Source organism: Brachybacterium sacelli, from assembly GCF_017876545.1.
GTDB classification, from domain to species: Bacteria; Actinomycetota; Actinomycetes; order Actinomycetales; family Dermabacteraceae; genus Brachybacterium; species Brachybacterium sacelli.
The window spans coordinates 933,723-954,559 of sequence record NZ_JAGIOD010000002.1 but is presented as its reverse complement, the minus strand read 5'-3'; the positions used below and the strand labels follow the sequence as shown (position 1 = coordinate 954,559).

The following is a 20,837-nucleotide window of genomic DNA, read 5'->3' as shown; positions in this document are numbered from 1 at the left end:
TGCACATGTCCACGACGATCCGGCGGGCGATCCTGATCGCCGTTGTCGTCATCGCCGTGCTGGCCGGAGCGCTGTGGTTCGCCTTCGGCCGCGGCGGCGACAGCCCCGAGGAGGAGAGCACTGGCGTGGCGGTGATGCCTTCCGACGGCGGAGGCGAGCAGACCTCCACCGAGGATCCCACCCCGACCGACGCTGCGGATGCCCCCGAAGTGACCGGGGATCTCACCGACCCGGAACAGGTCGCCCTCGCCTTCGTGGAGGCCTACCCGGGCAAGGTCGAGAACATCGCCGACCCCACGTTCCTCGCCTCGCTGAAGGGCGTCGACGCCTCGCTACTCGATGAGGTCACCGATCCGACCATCGAACAGGTCGATCACTCCGTCGATGAGACCTACGAGCGGTACGCCTTCACCGTCTCCGGCTCCTACGACGGGCAGCAGGTACAGGCGTACACGATCACCGTCGCCCGCCCGGCCGAGCCGGCTGAAGGTGGCAGTGAGGCGGACAACGGGATCAACTACCAGGTCCATTCGTTCGACTGGTCCCCGCACATGCTCGGCGAGGAAGAGGAGCCGGGTCCGGCTGCTGACCTCGTCTCGCCGATCACCGCGCAGAAGCGTGGGGACCTGATGAGCGAGACTCGCACCGGCGTCATCACTCAGGTGCTCACTTTCGATCCGGACGAGAGCCAGAAGAATCGGAAGGCTCGGCTCGGCGAGCTGATGCTCGAGCCCACGGGTGTCACTCCCCCGCTGTCGCGCGACGGTGACTATGCGATGAAGATCGAGATCCTCTCGCAGTCCTACAGCACCGAAGTCGGCGGGCCGATCACGCTCACCTACGGCGGCACCTGGGTGGATCCCTACGATCCCTCGTACAACGGGCCCTGGTCGCTGACTGCCACCATCACCCGGGACGACAACGGGAAGTTCGTCGTTAAGAGCGTCGAGAAGACGCCCGCGAACAAGAGCAACGGCAACGACGAGTAACCGCCCGGCACGGGAGAGCAGGGTGGGCCGGCAGGGCCTACAGCGCGGCTCCTGAGCGCCATTCGACCTGTGGGGATGCCTCCTCGGGGAAGTAGCGCCGCCGCCGAAGCTGCAGCCGGTAGATGTACATCCGCGTGGGCACGGTCCCCGATTTGCGGCTGTTGTGGAAAGCGCACAGTGCCTGCTGGTTGCTCATGGCGGTACGGCCTCCACGCGCCCACGGGTAGATGTGGTCACCCTGGGTCGGGGTGTTCGTGCAGCGCGACCACAGCAGGGGTTTGTGCTCGCATCGCAGGCCTGCCCGGCTGAAAGCTTCCTGGCGCTCCGCGGACGTGAATGCCCGTCGTGGATCCCGGGATTCGCACGCACCGCCAGCGGGCGAGGTCACCACGATGCCCACGAGTACGGCAAGAACCAGGGGCATCAGTGCCCACGGGTGTTCCAGTACTGCCCCCGCGAGGAAGGCCAGTAGAGACAGTGTCTGCTCGATACTCATGGCGTCTCCGGGACTGTGGGAGTCGGCGCGTCGGGATGGTCGCTCTCGTCGGGTTCGACGGTCACGATCACTGGCACCGGGACGTACACGGTGCGTTCTTCGACCAGCGCCTCCCAAGGCTTGGTGGTCGCCAGTGCGGTGATGAGCACGGCCAGCGCCACGAGAATGAGGGCCGCGATGCTCGCAGGAGACGCCAGGAACCAGGCAGCGGTCCCCCACGGAGTGCGATGGAGCCGGACTCCCCGCCTACGACCAGTCACGTTCGTCGCCTCCTCGGTGGTGTCGGATCGGAACGGCCGCCGGCGCATCACTCAGGTGCACCGGCGGCCGAGGGTTCCGAGTCCGGATCAGAAGTCGAAGTCGTCGTCGGCGTCCTCGGAGCTCGACTCGGCCTTGCTGGAGGCACCGGCGTTCGCCTTGGCCTTCGACTTGGGGGCGGAGGACTTGTTGCCGTTGCCCTTGCGACGAGTGGTGGTGGTGGTCGCGTACTTGTTGGACGGACCGGCCTCCTCGACCCGAAGTTCGAGATTCGATCGGTCGTTGCCGTCCTTGTCGGTGAAGTCGTTCTGCTTGAGCGAGCCGAAGGCGATCACGCGGTCGCCCTTCTCGTGGGACTCCGCGAAGTTCTCACCGGCCTCGCGCCAGTACGAACAGCGGACGAAGGTGGGATCACCGTCGACCCACTCCCCGCTCTCCTTGTCGAAGGTTCGGTCGTTGTGCGCGATGGTGAACGAGGCGACGGGAATGTTCGTCTTGGTGTGCCTCAGCTCGGGTTCGGCCGTGAGCTGACCGCGGACCGTGAAGGTGTTGTCGAGAGCCATGTGAACTCCTCTTTCGTATCCGTGACATCGCTGGTGCTCTGCCACATGGCTGCGACCCGGGGGCCGCGGCGGGCTTCTCCCGCATATCCCTGTAGTGGGCGGGGTCGCCCTCCCACAGGACAGAAGGGACCGGCGCCGGTCACGACGTACGAGGGACTCGCGGATCAGCAGCGTCGACCGAGGTCGCGACCGGATCGATGGCGCCAGAGTTGATCGCATCGGTCATCACTCGCAGCTGCTCGCGCCATGAGCGGGCATCGATCACGACGCACCGCAGTTTGGGTGTCGACACGATCGCCGGCAGCCGCCCAGCAGCGGCCAGATCCGACAGCCGCCGCTGGACCGTCACAGGCACCAGCACGGCGCCCCGTTCGGCTTCAACCCGCAGAAACGACCCGACGTCGGCTCCGGTGGAGGCGTTGCGGCGCGGCCGCGCCAGTTCGAAATTCTCATCGGTCGCCAGCTTCAGGACCTCACGCAGTCGAGACCATTCCGGGCTGGCTTGAACTACCGGGATCTCTGCGCCCCCGTCAGCAGGCTCCGCCGAGGGAGGTACCGACGCACGGGGTCGACCACTGGGTCGCTCCATCGGCGCCGGACCTTGGCTCGGGTCCGCAGTCCTCTCGTCGCTCGAGCGCGGATTCGCCGGAGTCTCAGCGTCGCTGGTGTCCGCCGGGGACTGCATTGGAGCAAAGTCCTCCTCGTCATTGGCCTCAACGTCCTCCCGGGTGGGGGTCGCCGGCGGGTCCTGGGGTGGGGTAGCGACCGGTTCGGGGTCCGCGACTCCGTCGGACAGCATCCGCCCCACGGCCAGTACGGCATCCCCCTCGGCGTCGCGGTCCGGGTCGTCCACCGCCATGTACTCGAGGCCCGAGAGGTAGATCGAACGCTCCGTCCTCGACTCCGTGGTCGTCTCGCCGGTCGCCTCGTCGGTGACCTCCCGCTCGACCTCTCGGACCCGCACCGTGCCGCGGATCTCGACGAGATCGCCGACCTCGGGCATCCCCACCTCCTTGAGATCGGCGTGGACGTCGGCGAACCCGACGCACTGGATCGAGGTGTGGGAGTTCTCCAGCTCCAGCGTGACCATCCACGAGCCCTTACGGGTCATCCGCTCGGAGAAGGCCGAGACGATCCCGCCGGTGTGAATGCGGGCGCCGTCCTCGCTGGGCAGTTTGTGCAGGCCGCGTGGTGGCTTGGGCGCCGCGTCGTCCTCAGGCCGGCGTTCGTACAGGGCGGCGACCTGGCGGGACAGGGTCCTGGTGGGGTGGTCCCCGGTGACGGCGAGGATCACCGCACGCTGCCGTGCGGCCTTCTCCAGCACGGAGTACTCCATCTGCGGGATCCGCACGTGGGGGTCCTTGCTCACTGCGCGAGAGGCGATCACGTGGCCGAGACGGAAGCCGTGCCCGAGGGAGTCGAAGGCCCCAGCCTGCGCGAGGGCGGCCAGCTGAGCGCTGCTGACCGACTTCTTCTTCCCACCCTCCGTGGCGGGTACGACCACGCGCGTCGCGATCTCTGCCATGGACGAAAACGGGCCGTTGCGGGTGCGCTCGGCGACGATCTCGGAGGCGATCGCACCGACGCCCTTGATCTCTCCGAGACCAATCCAGACCTTCCCGTCCCGGGCGATCGTGAACTCGTCGGAGGCGTTGATGTCCGGGGCCATCACCTCGATTCCCTCGGCGCGCAGGGATCGGATGGTGGCCACTCGCAGGTGCGCCTTCTCCTTGCCGGACTCGGTGAAGCGCAGCACGGCCGCTCCGAACTCTGCCGGCCAGTTCGCCTTGAGGTAGGCGGTCTGGTAGGCGATCACCCCGTACGCGGTGGTGTGGGACTTGTTGAAGGCGTAGGCGCCGGAGCCTTCGAAGGCGGTCCACAGACGCTCCGCGGTCTCGGCCGAGAACGCGGGGATCGGGGTCTTCCCGTCCTCGCCGACACCCTCGGTCTGCGCTCCGGCGATGAAGTCGGCCTTGAGGGAGTCGATCAGGTCCTGCTTCTTCTTGGAGATCGCTCGGCGGAGGTTGTTCGCCTGGGCGGCGTCGAACTTCCCGACGATCTTGCCCAGGCGCATCATCTGCTCCTGGAACAGGATCACGCCCTGAGACTCCCCCAGCACCGAGGAGATGACCTCCTGCTCAGCGGGGTCGCGCGTGAGGGAGCCGTAGGAGACAGGCGCCTGGCCTCCGGCGCGCTCGGCCCATTCGGTGTGCATCCCGGCGCTCATGGGTCCGGGGCGGTAGGCGGCGATGAGGGCGGAGAGGTCATCCAGCGAGTGTGGGTGCGCGGTGGTCAGCAGTTCGCGCATGCCACCGGATTCCAGCTGGAAGATGCCGGTGGAGTCTCCTCGCCCGAGGAGGTCCCAGGTGGCGTCTGCGCGAGGTCCGTCCAGTCGCAGGTCCGTGAGGTCGAAGTCGATCTCGCCGTGCTCGGCGATGGCGTTGGTCTGCGCGGCCTTGGCGATGTCGAGGTTGCGCAGACCGAGCACGTCCATCTTCAGCAGGCCGAAGTCGGCGATGGCAGGACCGTCCCACTCGGTGACCCACTCCCCCTTATCCAGGCGCATCGGCACCAGGGGCATGAGGTTCTCGTCGGAGACGACGACGCCGCAGGCGTGCTTGCCGGGGCTGACGACGACCCCTTCGAGGGTGGCGGCGTACTCCATCATCGAGCGGACCATCTCGTCGGCGTCCTCATCGAGGTGGCGGCGCAGGGCCTGCCCTGAGGAGTGCTTGTGGAGGGCCGAGTCGGCGTCCTTCGAGCTCAGGGACGACGTGTCGGGGGCGACTTCGCTCATCAGCAGCCGCAGATCGTCGGAGTCCTCGGGCAGCATCTTCTTGATCTCGGTGACGGTGCTGACGGGGATCTCGAGGAAGCGTCCGGCGCTGTCGATGGCGCGCTTGGTCTTGTTGGTGCCGTGCATTCCCAGGCGGCACACGTTGTCGTGGCCGTAGCGGACCGAGAGGTACTCGATAACCTCGGCGCGGCGCTCGACCTCGAAGTCGACGTCGATGTCGGGCATCTCGGTGCGCAGCAGGTCCAGGAATCGCTCGAACAGCAGACCGTTGTCGATCGCGTCGACACCGACGATCTGCAGGCAGTATGAGATGGCCGATCCGGGCGCGGAGCCGCGGCCGGGGCCGACGTTGATGGGCTGCTTGCGTGCGCGCTCGTCCTCGTCCGGGGCGTGGCCGGTGTCGTGGCGGGCGACCCAGTCCTGGGCGGCCCAGTCGGAGCGAGCCCAGGCGATGAGGTCGGCGACCAGCAGGAAGTAGTCCATGACGCCAAGGCGGCAGATGACCGACAGCTCGAACTTGATGCGCGAGGAGACCTCGGTGGGCAGGTCATCTCCCCAGCGGGCGACGGCGCCGGAGTGGACGCTGTGCATGAAGTAGGAGAACGTCACGGGGTCGGTGCCTTCGGCGGCGGTGGACGGCACGGCGTAGCGCTTGGCGGTGCCGTCCTCGAGGCGATTGATGAACCGTGTGGGGATCGGGAACCGCGGCACGCGCAGACGGGCGTCGGGGAAGATGTCCTCCTCGACGCGGTCTGCGATGCGCACGGTCTCGTCGCAGCCCCGCTGCCAGGTCTCGTCTTCGGCGTGGACGGCGCGGATCTCGGCCTCGGTGCGGAAGTGATGCCCGTGGCCATTGAAGCGATAGCGCTTATCGCTACTGACGGTGCGCTTCTGCCCGAGCGCCATGTGCGCCTCGTGAACCTGCTGCTCGTGCTCGTCGACGTAGTGCGAGTCGTTGGCGACCACGACGGGAAGGTCGTAGGCGCGGGCGATGTCGTAGAGCTTGGGCAGAGCGCCTGACTGAGCCCGCTGTCCATGGTCGGCGAGTTCGACGTAGACGTTGTCGTGGCCGACAGCGGCGATGAGCCTGTCGAGGTTCTGCTGGGCGCGAGCGAGCTCCGCGGCGTCGGAATCGGGCTCGTCCCCCGTGATGCGTGAGAGGGGCCCGGCGACGGGGCCGCCGACGCAACCGGTGAGCACCACGAGCCCCTCGGCGTACTGGGCGAGGAGGTCGTAGTCGATCAATGGGTGCGTCCCGCTCTTGGTCTCCTGCGAGACGTTGGACATCTCGATGAGGTTCAGCAGGCCACGGCGGGTGGTGGCCAGCACGGTGAGGTGCTCGTACTTCTTGGTCTTGGTGCGGGCCTGGGTGCCGTTGGAGGAGGAGCCCTCAGCGTCGAAGTCGTCGGAGTCGGCGGCAACCTGGATCGTGCCGGGGTCGTGCCGGGTTCCGGAGACGACGATGTATGCCTCGATGCCGGGGATCGGTTTGACGTTGCCGACGTCCTGGCAGGCGGATCGGAGGACAGCCAGGGAGGCGAGGCGGCCGTGGTCGGTGATGGCGATCGCAGGCTGGTCATCGTCTGCGGCGGTGGTCACGAGTCGCTTCACGGAGGAGAGGCCATCGAAGTCCGAGTACTCCGAGTGAGTGTGGAGGTGGACGAATCCGGCGCTGCTCACCGCGACCCCTTTCGTGACGTGTTCCCGTGCTCAGGAGGTAGTGGGCGGGTGCTGACTGTCGCGGGACGCGGGCCCCGGCCCAATGCGGAGCCGGGACTGGATGCGGCGCTATTCCCGCTGCTCCACCCCTGTTCCCCGCGATCCCGACGCGAAGGGAGCAGTGTTCGTGCTGGTCGGGCCGGGAATACCCTCATCCCCTGCATCCCACCGGGCAACAGGACACGTATTGGGGATGCGTGAACAGATCCCCTTAATACACACACCACTTTCTCTATATGAGATTGGTGTGGTGTGTAAGGGATGGGGGTATTCGAGACCTGACCTGCAGGTTCGATGGGTGGAGCGCGTACGGGCCAGGGTGGGGCAGCCCGTCGAAGACGCCCAAGAACCGTCCATGACCTGCGGTCCTCCCCCGGCGGGCGAAGGTGGGAACCACATCGCCACCATGCACGCTCCGGAATCGGCAGCGGCCTTCGCATATGGGCTGGGTGTACGGATACCCGATCCCGGAGGACCACGATGCATACCCGACGAGCCCGATATCTGCTGCAGCCCGGAGAGAGCCTCACCCTGCCCGAGAGGACCGTCCCCCAGGTGCTGCGGATCGGCATGGCACGAGACATCCTCGGGCTGGAGGACGAACGGATCCTCACCTCCCCCGCGGTGTCCTTCCCGCTGCCGCGCTACGTCGACGGACAGCCGCTGCGCGGAACCCCGGGCGTGCATCCGGACGCCCTGCGCTACCCGTTCATGTGGCTGCCCGAGACACTGCGCGAACGGTACGAGGTCGACACCGGCACCGGGACCACCACCACCGAGAGCGACGACGCCTGGGCTCTGCGCGTCGCCTTCGAGATGTGGGGCAGCGGCCTGTACGACATCGAGACCGCCGGCTGGCTCGACGTGCTCGCCCTGTACGATCTCGACGCCGACGACCCCGCGACCCAGGAGCGGATCCGGGCCTGGTGGGCCGGCGCCGACGACGAGGACCTCGACGCCGTAGACATCTCTGGCGTGTTCGTCCCGGAGGACGCGGAGGATTCCGACTGGGCAACCATCGCCGCCCTCGCCCTGGTGGATTCGTTCGACAAGGCGTCAATGGCGCTGTCCGCTGTGGACACCGTGGCGCTGTGCGACCTGGTCGAGTCCGGTGACCTCACCCCGCTCGGGACCACCGACCCTGCCCGAGCGGTGAGCTCGCTGGTGCGAATCGCCCGCACCCGCTTCACCTCCGAGCCCGAGGTCTCCGCACTGCTGGGCCACCTGCAGCAGCAGTGCGATCGCGCCGGCGCCGACGGGCCGCGCCTGGTCGACGAGGCCATCCCGCAGTTGTCCGAGATCGCCCAGGGGCTCTGGCTCGCCTATGAGCCCGTCCTCGTCGAAGTCGGCAACAGCTTCTCCGAGGACGCTCTCACCGACGCCCCGAAGGAGGATGCGTGAGCTCCACCGCCAGTGCGCATGTCCAGCGAACCCGTCACAAGGTCCCGGGCTTCGACCCGCACAACGACGCCCACGTGGCCGCGGTCGAGAAGAAGGTCAGTGACGAGGCCGGAACCGGGTTCAAGGTCGTCGGCTTCGACCCGGGCACCCAGGTGGTCACCTTCGAGCGCACCCGCGCCGTTACCGAAGTGGTCGCCGAGAAGGGCAGCACACGCCTGGTCGCGAGCCTGCGCACCGGCGCGAAACCCTCCGATGGTGACCGCGAGGCCGCACGGCTGGAGAACCAGCACCCCGGCTACACGATGACCCGCTTCGAGCCGCATCTGAGCAATGCCGTGCTTGAGCAGCTTCCCGAGGAGGTCATCCGCTGCCGGAGCGCCGTCGCCAACGCGCTGTCTGTGAAGCCCTGGGATGTGCAGGCTGCCCGACGTCGCGGAGGCGGGTTCGTCCTCCAGCTGCCGAGGTCCTACATGCCCTCCAAGCACGACGAAAAGCTCACCGAGGTCGCCGAGAACGTCGTCGGACGCCCGGGCTGGTACGTCGACGCGGACCCCAAGGCTTTGACTGCGCAGGTCATCCCGGCCGAGCCGCCGACTTTCCCCGCCGCGATCTCGTATCCCTTCGAGGAGACCATCCCCGACCGGTTCGCCGATCCTGACGGATGGGCCCAGCTTCCGCTCGGCGATATCCTGCCCGAGCGCGCCGATACTCCCCGCGAGCGGTTCACCCTCGACCTGGAGGCCGGGCCGCACACCGCCGTCAACGGTGTCTCCGGTGCCGGCAAGACGGTCACCATCAACGCCGCGATCTACGGCGCCGTCACCCGCGGCATGCAGCTGGCCATCGTCGACGTCCCCGCGAAGAAGGTCGACTTCCTGTGGGCCAAGAGGTTCTGTGCCCCGGGGTTCTGGGGCTGCGACAGCCTCGAGGCATCGGTAACGACCATGGGTTTGATCTACGACGAAGGTCAGCGTCGCGCCGAAGTGCTCGAGCGCCACAGCGTCGTGAAGGTATCCGAGCTGCCACCGACCGAGCAGTTCCCGCCGATTTTCGCCGTGGTCGATGAGCTCACGGGACTGCTTATGCCCGAGGAGGTCCCCAAGCTCGCCAAGGACGACCCGATCCGACTCGAGGCGGAGCAGATCAACTCCGACAAGGCGCGCCTGAAGAGGTTCATCAAGAAGACCGCCGCCGAGCTGCGCTTCGTCGGGATCAAGCTCCTGCTGTCCACCCAGGTCGCCTCATCGAACACCGGCATCACCCCGGACCTGCGCACGAACCTGCAGAACAAGATCCTGCTCGGGGCCAAACCCACCGACGGCAATCGCCGCCTCGCGCTGAACGACCCCACTATGGTCCCCCGGATCCCAGAGAACGTCGCCAACGACAAGGGCGCCCGCCTCGGGGTCGGGGTGTTCGAGACCGAATCAGAGCCAGGCGTGTTCAAGAGCTTCTACGCGGACTTCCGGGAGTACGAGCACCGCCTAGCGTCGCTCGAAGCCCCGACGTGCGGCTCCCCCAGCCCGTCGCAGGCGCAGATCGCGAAGTACACCGGAGGTGAGTCCTTCGACGAGGCTCCGCAGCGGCTGCCTGACGATGACCCCTGGAACGGCCGCCGGGCACCGAAAGCAGAATCCGACCGGGTCTACTCCGACGACGGCACGGAGCTGAAGGGGGCCGCGGCCGCGGCCAGGGCGGCGAAGAAGGCCGGCGCGTGAGCTGAGAGTTTCGGGTCCCCCGCCCACTGTCACCAGCGCAGGGGTGTAGGGCAGCCCTGCAGGACGGGGAGTGGTTCTCGGCGGCCGCTCCCCGTTCTTCATGCCCGGTTCATGATCCCCCGCCCACTGGTGACGGTGCATGCCCTACAACCCACCGACCAAGGAAGCTTTCATGAGCACCTGGAGCACCGGACACACCGACGTTGCCGCCGTCGATCGCGACGAGGGACAGTTCTCCATCCGCATCGGCAACCGCGAGGTTCGCGCTGATCGCAACGACGAATTGCTGGCCGCCGTCATCGGGCAGGAGTACCCGGAGGAGCAGGACCGCGAACTTCTGTTCCTCATGCGCCTGGAGCAGGCCATCGTCCTCGCGACCGCGGTGCAGGAGTCCATCATCGCGGCCGCCGTCCAGAACGAGGACCTCGGGCCCTCCACGGACGAGGAGGTCTGGACTGTCCTGCTCGCCGAGCGCGAGACGGTCGACCCGGGGGTGCGCTGGCAGCACCGCGTCCCGCTGGTGCTGGTGACCTCGCTGTTCGCCCCGTACACGGAGAAGGACCGACCGGTGGGCAATGTCGCCTGGATCGATCCCGGCGACGACGTCGCGATGCTGGACTCCCTGCAGGGTCTGGGCCTCATCGAGGTCCTCGAGCACGACGATCTGGTGGTCTCCTGATGCCGGCCGCCATGCTCGTCGGCACGATACCGCGCCGTTCGACGTCGTCCGAGAACCCCGACCGAGTCGTGCCGCTGGCGCCTCGCACGGTGGAGTACCTGTGTGGTCAGTGCGAGATCACGACCACGGCCGCCCTGCACCCCCAGGCTGCGGTCCCGGAGGTGTGGCCATGCCGTCGATGCCGCAGCGCCGCTGAATGCACGGAAGAGCCGGACGAGGGCGCCGAGCTGATCGGCCTGCCGATCATCCCCAAGCTTCGCCCATCCAAGGATCACTGGACGCACCTGTCCGAGCGGCGCACCGAGGAAGAGCTCGAACGGCTCCTGCAGCACCGGCTGGAGCTGCTGCGCGCCGGGAAGCTCCACGCCGGCCCCTCGCACCGCTGAGCAGTCCCGCGGGCGATCCGTCTCGCCCACTGCTGATCGAGACCCGCAGTCTGCCGAGCGCGAGGAGGACGATCATCATGATGGGCGGACACCACGCCATCAGCGGCACCGCCGCATGGCTGGCACTGGCAGGCTCTGCCCAGGTCGCTGGACGATCCACCGGCATCGGGGTCCTGGATCTGACCGCCACGGAAGTGCTGGCGGGCGCCGTGGTCACCACCGGGGCAGCACTACTGCCGGACATCGACCATCCGGGCGCGACGATCTCCCGCTCCGCCGGCGGAGCGTCCAAGCTGTTGACCTCTGCCGTCGGGTCCGTGGCCGGACATCGAGGAGCTACCCACACGCTTCTCGCCGTCGCGGCTTTCACGCTTCTGGCCGCTCTCGTCGCGAGGCTCGACTGGCGGTGGCAAGCTCCGGTGCTCGGCGAGGTGCAAATGGGTGCCGTGCTCGTGGTGGCCGTGATGTGCGCATTCGCCACCCGTGCGCTCAAGGTCGTCACCGGCGCCCTGCTGCCCTGGGTGATCGGACTGGCCAGTGGGGTCGTAGTGGCGGCCTTCGCTCCCGAAACGACTATGTGGCTTCCGGCTTCCATCGCGCTGGGTGTTCTCGTGCACCTGGCCGGGGACTTCATGACCACTGACGGGATCCCTTTCCCCACCTGGCCGCTGGTAGTGCGGCCGAAGCGGACGAGGAACGCGAGCAGCTTGTGGCACCCGGATGGAAACGTCGCGCTGCCGATTCTCGGCAATGCCGGCAGCACCCGGGAGTGGGTTCTGTGCAGCGCGATGAGCCTGTACGTGGGGGTCGCGATCGCCGCCACGGTCATCGACAGCTGGTCCAGCACTGCGGCGTGAACGTCCCGCCGTAGTCGGGCTCCGCCCACTACAGACAGCAGACATCCATCACCAGGAGGGGCCATGGCTTCGCTGATCGAGTCCGTGCGAAAACTGCACGGGCCCACGCTCATCACCCACGAGAACGGCTATGACGTCGACGTCATCTGCCAGGAGTGCACCCGGCTGCGCCTCGACGCGCTCGAGGGGTCGACCTCAGGTGGCGAGGACTGGGGATACAGCGAAGAGACCGCTCGCGTGGCCTACCCGTGCAACACCCGGATTGTCGCAGGCACCTCCGCGGCCGAGGGCAAGGAGGAAGCCTCCCGCATGCGCCTGGACCGCCTCGTCGTCCAGCGCGAAGAGCTCGAGGAGCAGATGGAGCGCCTCGACGCCGTGATCGGGCTGATCCGCCGAGATCTCGGCGACAAGGACGCCCAGGAGAACGCCGAGGGGCCGAGCGCAGAGCCCGCCAGCCCCGAGAAGTCCACGACGAAGGCTTCACCCGAGGCCGACACCGAGGCGGACACGGCAGACCCCTCCTCCGACGGAGAGTCGGACCCCGCTGCCGACTTCGATTTCTGACACGGACCCGACCCGCTCACGTCCCCAGTTGCGACGTTCAGCGAACGGAACGGCACACGAGCGTGCCCTCGTGCCGGGGTCCGGCAGCAGTAGCGCTCTCACCGGTGAGGCAGTGTGTCCGTATCGTTGCAGCCGGACCGGCCTACTCTCGTCTCACATGTCTGCCGCACTGCGAAGATGTAGCCATGAAGCAGAAGCCGCTGGTGCTGTCCGACATCCGCTCTCGCGCCGGAACATTCGTCGCCGACTGGCGGGACGCTGAGGGCTATGAGCGAGGCGAGGCACAGTCGTTCGTCCGTGACCTGCTGCAGGTCTTCGGGATCACGAGGACCACCGCCGCGGTCTACGAACAGCGAGCCAAACGCGCATCGACAGGTCAGCGTGGCTACATTGACGCACTGATCTCGGGTACGGCCCTGATCGAGATGAAGTCCGCCGGAGAGGATCTAATCAGGGCCGAACAGCAGGCGCTGGACTACATGGAGTCGCTCACCGACAACGAACGGCCCGACCACATCATCACCAGCGACTTCCGCCGATTCCGCCTCCTGGATCTGACCGCTGAGCGCGACGATCCGGCCACCATCGAGTTCGCCCTCGAGCAGCTGCCGGCACACGTCGAGGACCTCATGTTCCTGGCCGGCTACCGGCGCGCAAAGTTCGGGTCCAGCGAGCAGGAGTCAGCCTCGATCAGGGCCGCCCAACTGATGGCCAAGCTCTGGGAGCACCTCGAGGCCACCGGCTACGACGACCACCAGGCATCGATCTTCCTGATCCGCACCCTGTTCTGTCTCTACGCCGACGACTCGGGGTTGTGGGAGAGAGACCTGTTCTCCCGGTACATCGAGGAGCGCACCAGTGAAGACGGGTCCGACCTCGGCGCCCAGTTGACCACGCTCTACCAGGCGCTCAACCGCCCAGAGGACAAGCGATACGGTCGCGCAGACGACCTGATCATGGCCTTCCCCTATGTCAATGGCAGCGTTTTCGGGGAGGCAGTCGACATCCCCTACTTCGACCGCGCCGCCCGCGAGACGCTGCTACAGGCGGCCTACTTCAACTGGTCCAGCATCTCCCCCGCCATCTTCGGCTCACTGTTCCAGGCGGTGAAGGACAAGAAGGCCCGCCGCGAGCTCGGCGAGCACTACACGACTGAGACCAACATCCTGAAGGTTATCCGGCCACTGTTCCTCGACGAACTGGAGGAGCGCTTCGAGAAATCCCGCGCAAAGAAGCGCGAGCTCGAGAAACTCCTCCAACACCTCGGCACTCTGCGGTTCTTCGACCCGGCGTGCGGCTGTGGGAACTTCCTAATCATCGCCTACCGCGAGCTACGCGCTCTCGAACTGCGCATCCACGAGCGCCTTCAAGAACTCGACCCCAAGCGCGCACAGTTGTCCTTGGATGCCGAGTCCCGTGTGCACGTGAAGCTCTCGCAGTTCCACGGCATCGAGCTCGAGGAGTGGCCGGCGACGATCGCGCGCACTGCGATGTTCCTCGTTGAGCATCAGGCCAATCAGGCCGTGAACCTCACCCTCGGCTATGCGGTGCCCATGCTTCCACTGCAGGATTCCGCTCAGATTGTTGTTGCCAACGCGCTGCGCACAAGCTGGGCCGACGTTCTCCCGCCCTCCCCGGACGTTTACTTAATGGGGAACCCTCCTTTTGTTGGCCACAAAGAGAGAACCAGTAGCCAGGGTGACGATCTGCGCATTGCATGCCAAACCCACAAAGTTGGGCATCGGGATTACGTGACAGGATGGCTCTCAAAGGCGGCCGACTACTTCGCCGCAAGCCCAGGCGCGGGGCAGTTCGCATTCGTCGCAACTAACTCCATCACACAGGGTGAATCTGTTGGAATGGTGTTCGACCCGCTGTTCCGTGCGGACTGGCGAATAGCTTTTGCACACAAAACGTTCGCGTGGACGTCCGAGTCGCCGAAGGCTGCCGCGGTTCATTGCGTGATCGTTGGATTCAGTAAAGGCTCAAGGAAGGGCGCAACCCTCTTCGAGTACGCATCACCCAAGGGTGCCCCCGTGCCGCGATACGTTAGTCAGCTAAATGGATACTTGTTTGACGGGCCGCTGATCTCTATCACCCCCAGGCGGCAGACGCTCTCCGGCGCTCTGCCGGCAATCAACGCAGGTAGCACCGCGATCGATTGGGATGGCCTGCAGGTGACCGAAGACGCACTGGATGAAGTTTCTATGGACCCCGCTGCATCAAGATACCTGCGCCCGTACCTTGGGGGCGACGAGGTGATCAATGGAATCGACCGATGGTGCCTCTGGATGGACCATCTCGAACCTATCGACGTAAGGAACTCTAGCATCCTTCGTTCGCGTCTCGAGTTCGTTCGCCTGAAGCGAAACGAATCTAGCCGTGCAGCGACCAATAAACTCGCAGCCTCGCCTCATCTCTTTGGCGAGATGCGACAACCATTAGAGCCCTACCTAGCAGTCCCACAAACATTTGCGGAAGCAAGGCTATTCGTAACCTCAACCTTCCTTCCTGAGACCACGATCGCATCGATGAAGCTTTTTACCTTGGTTGACGATCAGGAATTTGCTTTCGGCCTCATTTCCTCGTCGATGTTCATTGTTTGGCTCAAGACCGTGGGAGGTCGCCTCAAGTCCGACCCCTCGCTTTCGAGCTCGATCGTATGGAACAATTTGCCTCTTCCTGATACTTCCGAAAAACTCCGTGACCAGATCATCGCTGGAGGGCAGAGCGTGCTCGGGGCGCGTGCGCTGCATCCGGAGCGGTCGCTCGCCCAGCACTACGCGCCGTTGGCTATGGATCCTGCTCTGCTCAAGGCTCACCGCACGTTAGACACCGCGGTCGACAGGGCATTCGGTGCCCGACGCACATGCACCTCGGAGCAGGAGCGTCAGAGAATTCTGTTTGAGCGCTACGCCGAGCTGACTGCAGACGAATGAGCACCACTGACGATTCAACGAGTAGAAGGACAATCCGATGAAGCACTACCTCGGTCCCGGTCGTCCGCTCACCACGCTCGACACCTGGGACGGGGTGACCGCCGCAGCTGAAGGGGGCCTGCTCGAGGAGAACCAGTGGTGCGAGCTCAAGGAGCAACTCGGGCCGCGCGGGAAGGGGCCAAACACCGAACTGGCGAAGGACCTCTCCTCCCTGAGCGTGCACGGCGGGGTCCTCATTTTCGGGGTGCGCGACAAGACCTACGAGGTCGTGGGGTGCGACACGGACGGCATGCGAGATCGGATCTCGCAGGTGGCCGCCACCAAGGCCTCACCACCGCTGGTCCCAATCATCTCCGACGTCATTGAGGGCCCCGAGGGGAGGAACCTCCTCGTCGTCTCGGTACCTCCTTCTCCCCTCGCGCCGCACATGGTGGACGAGCGGTACTACGGGCGCTCGGCAGACGGGAAGCGAGTGCTCGCCGATCCCGAGGTGCGTACCCTCATCCTCGCGCGAGACCAGCGCACCCACGGCTTCGTCGAGCGTCTGGGAGCGCTCGCACAGAACGACCCGATAGACCAGATGGTTGAAGGGTCCCCCACCGGTCACGGCCATGCGTTCTTTCTCGCCGAGCCGTGTTCGCCCGTACCTTCGGAGCCGATCGAGCGGGACGGACTCGTCTCAATCCTTGTGAACCTGGAGAACGGTCGGCGCGGCGGAACCCTTTTGCTTCGCGGGTGCACCTACGCGGGGAACGATCCTGACGGCGTGGGCCTGCGTACCGGGTATGACAAGGTCCGACAGGAATACGAGCACCGCGAAGCCCGGATCAGCGTGCACGAGGACTTCACGGTCACCGCCGCGAGCGGTGGCGCCACGCGCGTATTCGAGGACAGGTCCGGCAACTCGCAGCTCGTGGCCCTGACGGGGACCATGGTCCAGTTCAGCGCTCAGTTCCTCGAGGCGCTCCGGGAGATCTCCACGACTCGGGGGTATCAGGGGCAGTGGCAGGTCGGGGTGCACCTGACTCAACTTCGCGGGGCAACCGCGACCGAGGACATATTTTCCGGCAGGCCGCCACAGTTCCCACGGGAGTCCTCAACCCATCACCTCGTCATCCAGCCGACGGCATGGGAGGGTCCTCAGACCGAGATCGAGGAAGCAACGGTCAAGCTGCTCGCGAAGTACATGCGCGGGCTGGGTCGAGACGGTTGGTCCTACAACCAGCTGCTGCAGCGGGCGTAGCGGGAAGCGCCCAGGTGTCGGCCGATCCGGACTACAGCTTCGCTGTTCGCATTGGCCTGCCAATCGACGTCCGTGGGCATCCGCTTGGCACGGTCGACGTGGTCCTGCCGAAGCTCACGTGTGCTCCACATGCTCGTGGAGTCGAGACATTCCTGGAACTCGTCGGCGATCTCTCCCTCGGCGCCGGTGTTGAACACCTCCAGGGCGCTGGTGACGAAGTAGTAGTCGCTTGCGCCGCTGAGATTTAGCACCACGGGGTCGAACGCCTCCTCGGCGTAGCTGGCCATGCTCATTACGCAGGCTCCTTCATCGCGGGGCCCAGGGCCCTTGGCATCGGGGACAGTGCAGCATCCCTCCATCCTCGGGATGGAAATCAAGGGCCCTCTCACATCTGCTGCAGAGCACCATGTCGTGGTGGCGCGCCCAGCCGTCAACGGAGAACCAGTGCCCGTCCTTGCCGGGATAGTGCTTGGTCTTGAGGTAGATCGGTGGCCGGGGCGGTAACGGCTCGTTGTGTCCACCGACGTAGGCGCCGGCACGCCGGTAGAACCCGGCGCTGCCGTCCCGATCATCGACGAACCCCTCCGTGTAGCGCCCTTGGTCCTGGACGACAGCGAGACTGGCCGCGTCCAGCAGGGCGCCTCCGATGCCGTTGCCACGTGCATCGGGGACGACGAACAACGAGCCGATGATGCGGTGGAGAATGGCCACGTTGCGTGCGGCTTGGCGATCCTGGGCGATGAGTTCATCCCCGAGGAACGGCTCGAGAGTGGCAGCGCCATACAGCCCATCCCCGGCGTCGTTCACAGCGGCGACAGCGAACTGCCTAGGCGTTGGCCGTGGATCGCCCACGAACAGATCGTCGAGGTCCCTCCGGCGCTCTTCTCGGTACCTCGCCATGTCCATGGGAGGGGTGTAGTCGGTGATGAGTGCGGCCGCTGCGGCGTCGATCGACCACAGCGCTTGCGGCTCGGTGATGATCCGGAGTTGAGGCCCCGGAGGTAGTGACCTTTCAGGCTCTGCCGGTCCCGATGACCCCTGGACGGCCGCCCGTCGCGCTTGCTTCGCCTTCTTCCCGCTCATGTGCCCCTCCTCTGGCCTCCGCCAGCTTCGTGCCCCATCCTGCCATCCGCCGTCCCGCGAGGTCCCGGCCCCGCCCACTCCCCGGGGCATGAGTGCTGTGAGCGAGACGTCTACCTGGTCGGACCTGGTGTTCTTCTCGTCTGCCTCGGATACGGCGTGGCGGTTCTTCGGCAAGCTCGGTCCGCAAGCTGGTCGCATCCCCCTACGGCGAGGGGGCCCTGCACTGGTGGCCCAGCGGCCGTTCGTGCTGATCACCCAGACCTATGGCGGCGGCAATGGTCGTGGCGCTGTGCCGAAGCAGGTCATCACGTTCCTCAATGACCAGCGAAACCGCGATCTCATCCGCGGTGTGATCGGTGCGGGCAACACCATCTTCGGGGCGGCCTACTGTCTGGCCGGCGACGTGATCTCCTCGAAGTGCCGCGTCCCGCACCTGTACCGCGTCGACCTGCTCGGCACGCCCCGCGATGTCGCCACGGTCCGCACCGGCCTGGACCGGTTCTGGACAGAGCACCCCGCCAACGAGCATGAAGGAGCAGCAGCATGACCGTTATCGACACCTTCGAGGACCACGCGACCCGACGTCCCGCCGCACCGGACTATCACGCTCTGAACGCGATGCTGAACCTCTACGGAGCGGACGGCAAGATCCAGTTCGACAAGGATCGTCTCGCGGCGCGCGAGTACTTCCTGCAGCACGTGAACCCCAACACCGTGTTCTTCCACTCGCTGAGGGAGAAGCTCGACTACCTGGTCGAGAACAAGTACTACGAGCCCGAGGTGCTCGAGCAGTACGACTTCTCGTTCATCGAGTCGCTGTCGGAGCAGGCCTTCGCGAAGAAGTTCCGCTTCCCAACGTTCCTCGGCGCGTTCAAGTACTACACCTCGTACACGCTGAAGACGTTCGACGGCAAGCGGTACCTGGAGCGCTTCGAGGACCGCGTGGTGATGGTGGCCCTCACGCTCGCCGAGGGTGACGAGCAGCTCGCCCGCAACCTCGTCGACGAGATCCTCGACGGCCGCTTCCAGCCGGCCACTCCCACCTTCCTCAATGCCGGCAAGGCCCAGCGCGGTGAGCTCGTGAGCTGCTTCCTGCTGCGCATCGAGGACAACATGGAGTCGATCGGCCGCTCCATCAACTCCGCGCTGCAGCTGTCCAAGCGCGGTGGCGGCGTTGCGCTGCTGCTGAGCAACGTGCGCGAGTACGGTGCGCCGATCAAGCACATCGAGAACCAGTCCAGCGGCGTCATCCCCGTGATGAAGCTGCTGGAGGACTCCTTCTCCTACGCGAACCAGCTGGGGGCCCGTCAGGGCGCCGGGGCGGTGTACCTCAACGCCCACCACCCGGACATCCTGCGGTTCCTGGACACCAAGCGCGAGAACGCGGACGAGAAGATCCGTATCAAGACCCTCTCCCTCGGCGTGGTCATCCCCGACATCACCTTCGAGCTCGCGAAGAAGAACGAGCCGATGTACCTGTTCTCGCCGTACGACGTGGAGCGCGAGTACGGCAAGCCGTTCGCCGAGGTGAACGTCTCCGACCACTACCGCGAGATGGTCGACAACCCGAACATCTCCAAGAAGAAGATCAAGGCGCGTGACTTCTTCCAGATCCTGGCGGAGATCCAGTTCGAGTCCGGCTACCCGTACATCATGTTCGAGGACACCGTGAACCGGGCGAACCCGATCCCCGGCAAGGTCACCCACTCGAACCTGTGCTCCGAGATCCTGCAGGTCTCGACCCCGTCGTCCATGAACGTCGATCTCACCTACGACGAGCTCGGTCGCGACATCTCCTGCAACCTCGGGTCGCTGAACATCGCCAAGACGATGGACTCCGCGGACTTCTCGCGGACCATCGAGACCGCGATCCGCGGGCTGACCTCCGTCTCGGACCACTCGGACATCGAGTCGGTGCCGACCATCGCCGAGGGCAACCGCAAGTCCCACGCGATCGGCCTGGGGCAGATGAACCTCCACGGCTACCTGGCGCGGGAGTCGATCTTCTACGGCTCCGAGGAGGGCCTGGACTTCACGAACATGTACTTCTACGCGGTCACGTTCAACGCTATCAAGGCGTCGAACAAGCTCGCCAAGGAGCGCGGCGAGGCCTTCTACGACTTCGCCGACTCGACGTACGGCACCGGCGAGTACTTCGACAAGTACACCGACCGGGTGTGGGAGCCCCGCACCGAGAAGGTCCGCGGCCTGTTCGCCGACTCCAGCGTGCACCTGCCCACCCAGGAGGACTGGAAGCAGCTGCGCGAGGACGTCATGGCCCACGGCATGTACAACGCCTACCTGCAGGCGGTGCCGCCGACCGGGTCGATCTCCTACATCAACCACTCGACCAGCTCGATCCACCCGATCGTCTCCAAGATCGAGATCCGCAAGGAAGGCAAGATCGGCCGGGTCTACTACCCCGCGCCGTACATGACCAACGACAACCTCGAGTACTACGAGGACGCGTACGAGATCGGCTACGAGAAGATCGTCGACACCTACGCCGAGGCCACGCAGCACGTGGACCAGGGCCTGTCGTTGACGCTGTTCTTCCCGGACACCGCCTCCACGCGCGACATCAACAAGGCGCAGATCTACGCCTGGCGCAAGGGCATCAAGACGCTCTACTACATCCGCCTGCGCCAGATGGCGATCGAGGGCACCGAGGTCGAGGGCTGCGTCAGCTGCATGCTCTGACCGACGGTGACAACGGCGTCGTCTCAGTGATCATCGTCAGTCCTCGCGCTCCTGGGCGGCGCGCACGATGATCGCGAGGAGCGCTGCAGAGGCCACGAAGCCGATCAGCGGCTCCCAAGACTGGGTGATCAGCGTTGCGACCAGCAACGCGACCAGGAGTCCAATGGAATATCCGAGAGCACCGAACGCCACCACGCTTCTGGTGGGCAAGCCGTCGAGAGACCCCAGGAACGCTCCGATTCCCATTGCAATCAGCAGGACCCCTCCGGTAGTCGTCAGCAGCAAGTCGTCGGTACCGGCCACCCGGGCTGCAGTCCATGCCTGTCTTTGACCGAGAACGACGGTAGCTCCGGAGAGGACCATCAGGGTCGAGATGATGATATGAACGGATTCGCGAGTTGTCGAGACCATCGGTTCTCCTTCGTTTCGGTGGTTACTCCCAAAC

General features: G+C 65.8%; 18 protein-coding genes. 11 read left to right on the top strand and 7 right to left on the bottom strand.

What is annotated here, in order from left to right:
* Window positions 1–5: 5 nt before the first annotated feature.
* Window positions 6–989 carry a hypothetical protein gene (locus JOF43_RS18655; RefSeq protein ID WP_209904550.1) on the top strand — a complete coding sequence of 328 codons (984 nt, stop codon included), beginning with the start codon at window positions 6–8 and terminating at the stop codon, window positions 987–989.
* Between the two features lie 37 nt (window positions 990–1,026).
* Here JOF43_RS18655 and JOF43_RS18650 read toward each other — a convergent pair whose 3' ends face one another.
* The 4 genes from JOF43_RS18650 to dnaE form a co-directional block, all read right to left on the bottom strand.
* Complete coding sequence (locus JOF43_RS18650; protein WP_209904548.1) at window positions 1,027–1,485, bottom strand: HNH endonuclease; 459 nt, start codon at window positions 1,483–1,485, stop codon at window positions 1,027–1,029.
* Window positions 1,482–1,745 (bottom strand): hypothetical protein, encoded by a 264-nt coding sequence (locus JOF43_RS18645; protein ID WP_209904546.1) that lies wholly within the window; start codon window positions 1,743–1,745, stop codon window positions 1,482–1,484. Before JOF43_RS18645 ends, JOF43_RS18650 begins: the two co-directional genes overlap by 4 nt.
* Window positions 1,746–1,832: 87 nt before the next feature.
* Window positions 1,833–2,306: a single-stranded DNA-binding protein gene (gene ssb / locus JOF43_RS18640; protein ID WP_209904544.1), complete on the bottom strand. Its 474-nt coding sequence runs from the start codon at window positions 2,304–2,306 to the stop codon at window positions 1,833–1,835.
* Between the two features lie 139 nt (window positions 2,307–2,445).
* Window positions 2,446–6,783: a DNA polymerase III subunit alpha gene (gene dnaE, locus JOF43_RS18635; RefSeq protein WP_209904542.1), complete on the bottom strand. Its 4,338-nt coding sequence runs from the start codon at window positions 6,781–6,783 to the stop codon at window positions 2,446–2,448.
* 519 nt (window positions 6,784–7,302) lie between these two features.
* Here dnaE and JOF43_RS18630 point away from each other — a divergent pair.
* From JOF43_RS18630 to JOF43_RS18595, 8 genes are all read left to right on the top strand, one after another.
* Complete coding sequence (locus JOF43_RS18630) at window positions 7,303–8,223, top strand: hypothetical protein (RefSeq protein WP_209904540.1); 921 nt, start codon at window positions 7,303–7,305, stop codon at window positions 8,221–8,223.
* The gene (locus JOF43_RS18625; RefSeq protein ID WP_209904539.1) at window positions 8,220–9,941 is read left to right on the top strand and encodes a cell division protein FtsK; all 1,722 of its coding nucleotides are present in this window, start codon (window positions 8,220–8,222) and stop codon (window positions 9,939–9,941) included. The genes JOF43_RS18630 and JOF43_RS18625 overlap by 4 nt, the downstream gene beginning before the upstream one ends.
* A 172-nt stretch (window positions 9,942–10,113) precedes the next feature.
* Entirely contained in the window at window positions 10,114–10,620 is a 507-nt protein-coding gene (locus JOF43_RS18620) for a hypothetical protein (RefSeq protein WP_209904537.1), read from the top strand.
* The gene (locus tag JOF43_RS18615) at window positions 10,620–11,006 is read left to right on the top strand and encodes an RNA polymerase-binding protein RbpA (protein WP_209904535.1); all 387 of its coding nucleotides are present in this window, start codon (window positions 10,620–10,622) and stop codon (window positions 11,004–11,006) included. The genes JOF43_RS18620 and JOF43_RS18615 overlap by 1 nt, the downstream gene beginning before the upstream one ends.
* A gap of 77 nt (window positions 11,007–11,083) precedes the next feature.
* Window positions 11,084–11,863 carry a metal-dependent hydrolase gene (locus JOF43_RS18610; RefSeq protein WP_209904533.1) on the top strand — a complete coding sequence of 260 codons (780 nt, stop codon included), beginning with the start codon at window positions 11,084–11,086 and terminating at the stop codon, window positions 11,861–11,863.
* A 63-nt stretch (window positions 11,864–11,926) separates the two neighbouring features.
* Entirely contained in the window at window positions 11,927–12,427 is a 501-nt protein-coding gene (locus JOF43_RS18605) for a hypothetical protein (protein WP_209904531.1), read from the top strand.
* 185 nt (window positions 12,428–12,612) lie between these two features.
* Window positions 12,613–15,366: a class I SAM-dependent DNA methyltransferase gene (locus JOF43_RS18600; protein WP_209904529.1), complete on the top strand. Its 2,754-nt coding sequence runs from the start codon at window positions 12,613–12,615 to the stop codon at window positions 15,364–15,366.
* A gap of 37 nt (window positions 15,367–15,403) precedes the next feature.
* Window positions 15,404–16,609: an AlbA family DNA-binding domain-containing protein gene (locus JOF43_RS18595; protein WP_209904527.1), complete on the top strand. Its 1,206-nt coding sequence runs from the start codon at window positions 15,404–15,406 to the stop codon at window positions 16,607–16,609.
* Here JOF43_RS18595 and JOF43_RS18590 read toward each other — a convergent pair.
* Both JOF43_RS18590 and JOF43_RS18585 read right to left on the bottom strand, forming a co-directional pair.
* A complete protein-coding gene (locus JOF43_RS18590; RefSeq protein ID WP_209904525.1) occupies window positions 16,582–16,902 on the bottom strand; it encodes a hypothetical protein in 321 nt (106 codons plus the stop codon). The two genes, JOF43_RS18595 and JOF43_RS18590, sit on opposite strands and share 28 nt — an antisense overlap.
* A 13-nt stretch (window positions 16,903–16,915) precedes the next feature.
* Complete coding sequence (locus tag JOF43_RS18585) at window positions 16,916–17,866, bottom strand: GNAT family N-acetyltransferase (RefSeq protein WP_245354611.1); 951 nt, start codon at window positions 17,864–17,866, stop codon at window positions 16,916–16,918.
* On the opposite strand from JOF43_RS18585, the gene nrdI reads away from it, so the two are divergent.
* On the top strand, window positions 17,781–18,239 hold the full coding sequence (gene nrdI / locus JOF43_RS18580; protein ID WP_209904521.1) for a class Ib ribonucleoside-diphosphate reductase assembly flavoprotein NrdI: 459 nt from the start codon (window positions 17,781–17,783) through the stop codon (window positions 18,237–18,239). The genes JOF43_RS18585 and nrdI overlap by 86 nt on opposite strands.
* The gene (gene nrdE / locus JOF43_RS18575) at window positions 18,236–20,392 is read left to right on the top strand and encodes a class 1b ribonucleoside-diphosphate reductase subunit alpha (RefSeq protein ID WP_209904519.1); all 2,157 of its coding nucleotides are present in this window, start codon (window positions 18,236–18,238) and stop codon (window positions 20,390–20,392) included. Before nrdI ends, nrdE begins: the two co-directional genes overlap by 4 nt.
* A 36-nt stretch (window positions 20,393–20,428) precedes the next feature.
* Here the strand turns inward: nrdE and JOF43_RS18570 are convergent, their stop codons facing one another.
* Window positions 20,429–20,803, bottom strand: coding sequence for a hypothetical protein (locus JOF43_RS18570; protein WP_209904517.1), 375 nt, complete (start codon window positions 20,801–20,803; stop codon window positions 20,429–20,431).
* Window positions 20,804–20,837 lie beyond the last annotated feature (34 nt).

What these genes read in the sequence shown, in the direction of transcription:
- JOF43_RS18655 (WP_209904550.1), top strand. Translation starts at nt 6, where the DNA reads ATGTCCACGACGATCCGGCGGGCGATCCTGATCGCCGTTGTCGTCATC.
- JOF43_RS18650 (WP_209904548.1), bottom strand. Translation starts at nt 1,485, where the DNA reads ATGAGTATCGAGCAGACACTGTCTCTACTGGCCTTCCTCGCGGGGGCA.
- ssb (WP_209904544.1), bottom strand. Translation starts at nt 2,306, where the DNA reads ATGGCTCTCGACAACACCTTCACGGTCCGCGGTCAGCTCACGGCCGAA.
- JOF43_RS18630 (WP_209904540.1), top strand. Translation starts at nt 7,303, where the DNA reads ATGCATACCCGACGAGCCCGATATCTGCTGCAGCCCGGAGAGAGCCTC.
- JOF43_RS18620 (WP_209904537.1), top strand. Translation starts at nt 10,114, where the DNA reads ATGAGCACCTGGAGCACCGGACACACCGACGTTGCCGCCGTCGATCGC.
- JOF43_RS18615 (WP_209904535.1), top strand. Translation starts at nt 10,620, where the DNA reads ATGCCGGCCGCCATGCTCGTCGGCACGATACCGCGCCGTTCGACGTCG.
- JOF43_RS18610 (WP_209904533.1), top strand. Translation starts at nt 11,084, where the DNA reads ATGATGGGCGGACACCACGCCATCAGCGGCACCGCCGCATGGCTGGCA.
- JOF43_RS18605 (WP_209904531.1), top strand. Translation starts at nt 11,927, where the DNA reads ATGGCTTCGCTGATCGAGTCCGTGCGAAAACTGCACGGGCCCACGCTC.
- JOF43_RS18600 (WP_209904529.1), top strand. Translation starts at nt 12,613, where the DNA reads ATGAAGCAGAAGCCGCTGGTGCTGTCCGACATCCGCTCTCGCGCCGGA.
- JOF43_RS18595 (WP_209904527.1), top strand. Translation starts at nt 15,404, where the DNA reads ATGAAGCACTACCTCGGTCCCGGTCGTCCGCTCACCACGCTCGACACC.
- JOF43_RS18590 (WP_209904525.1), bottom strand. Translation starts at nt 16,902, where the DNA reads ATGAGCATGGCCAGCTACGCCGAGGAGGCGTTCGACCCCGTGGTGCTA.
- nrdI (WP_209904521.1), top strand. Translation starts at nt 17,781, where the DNA reads ATGAGTGCTGTGAGCGAGACGTCTACCTGGTCGGACCTGGTGTTCTTC.
- nrdE (WP_209904519.1), top strand. Translation starts at nt 18,236, where the DNA reads ATGACCGTTATCGACACCTTCGAGGACCACGCGACCCGACGTCCCGCC.
- JOF43_RS18570 (WP_209904517.1), bottom strand. Translation starts at nt 20,803, where the DNA reads ATGGTCTCGACAACTCGCGAATCCGTTCATATCATCATCTCGACCCTG.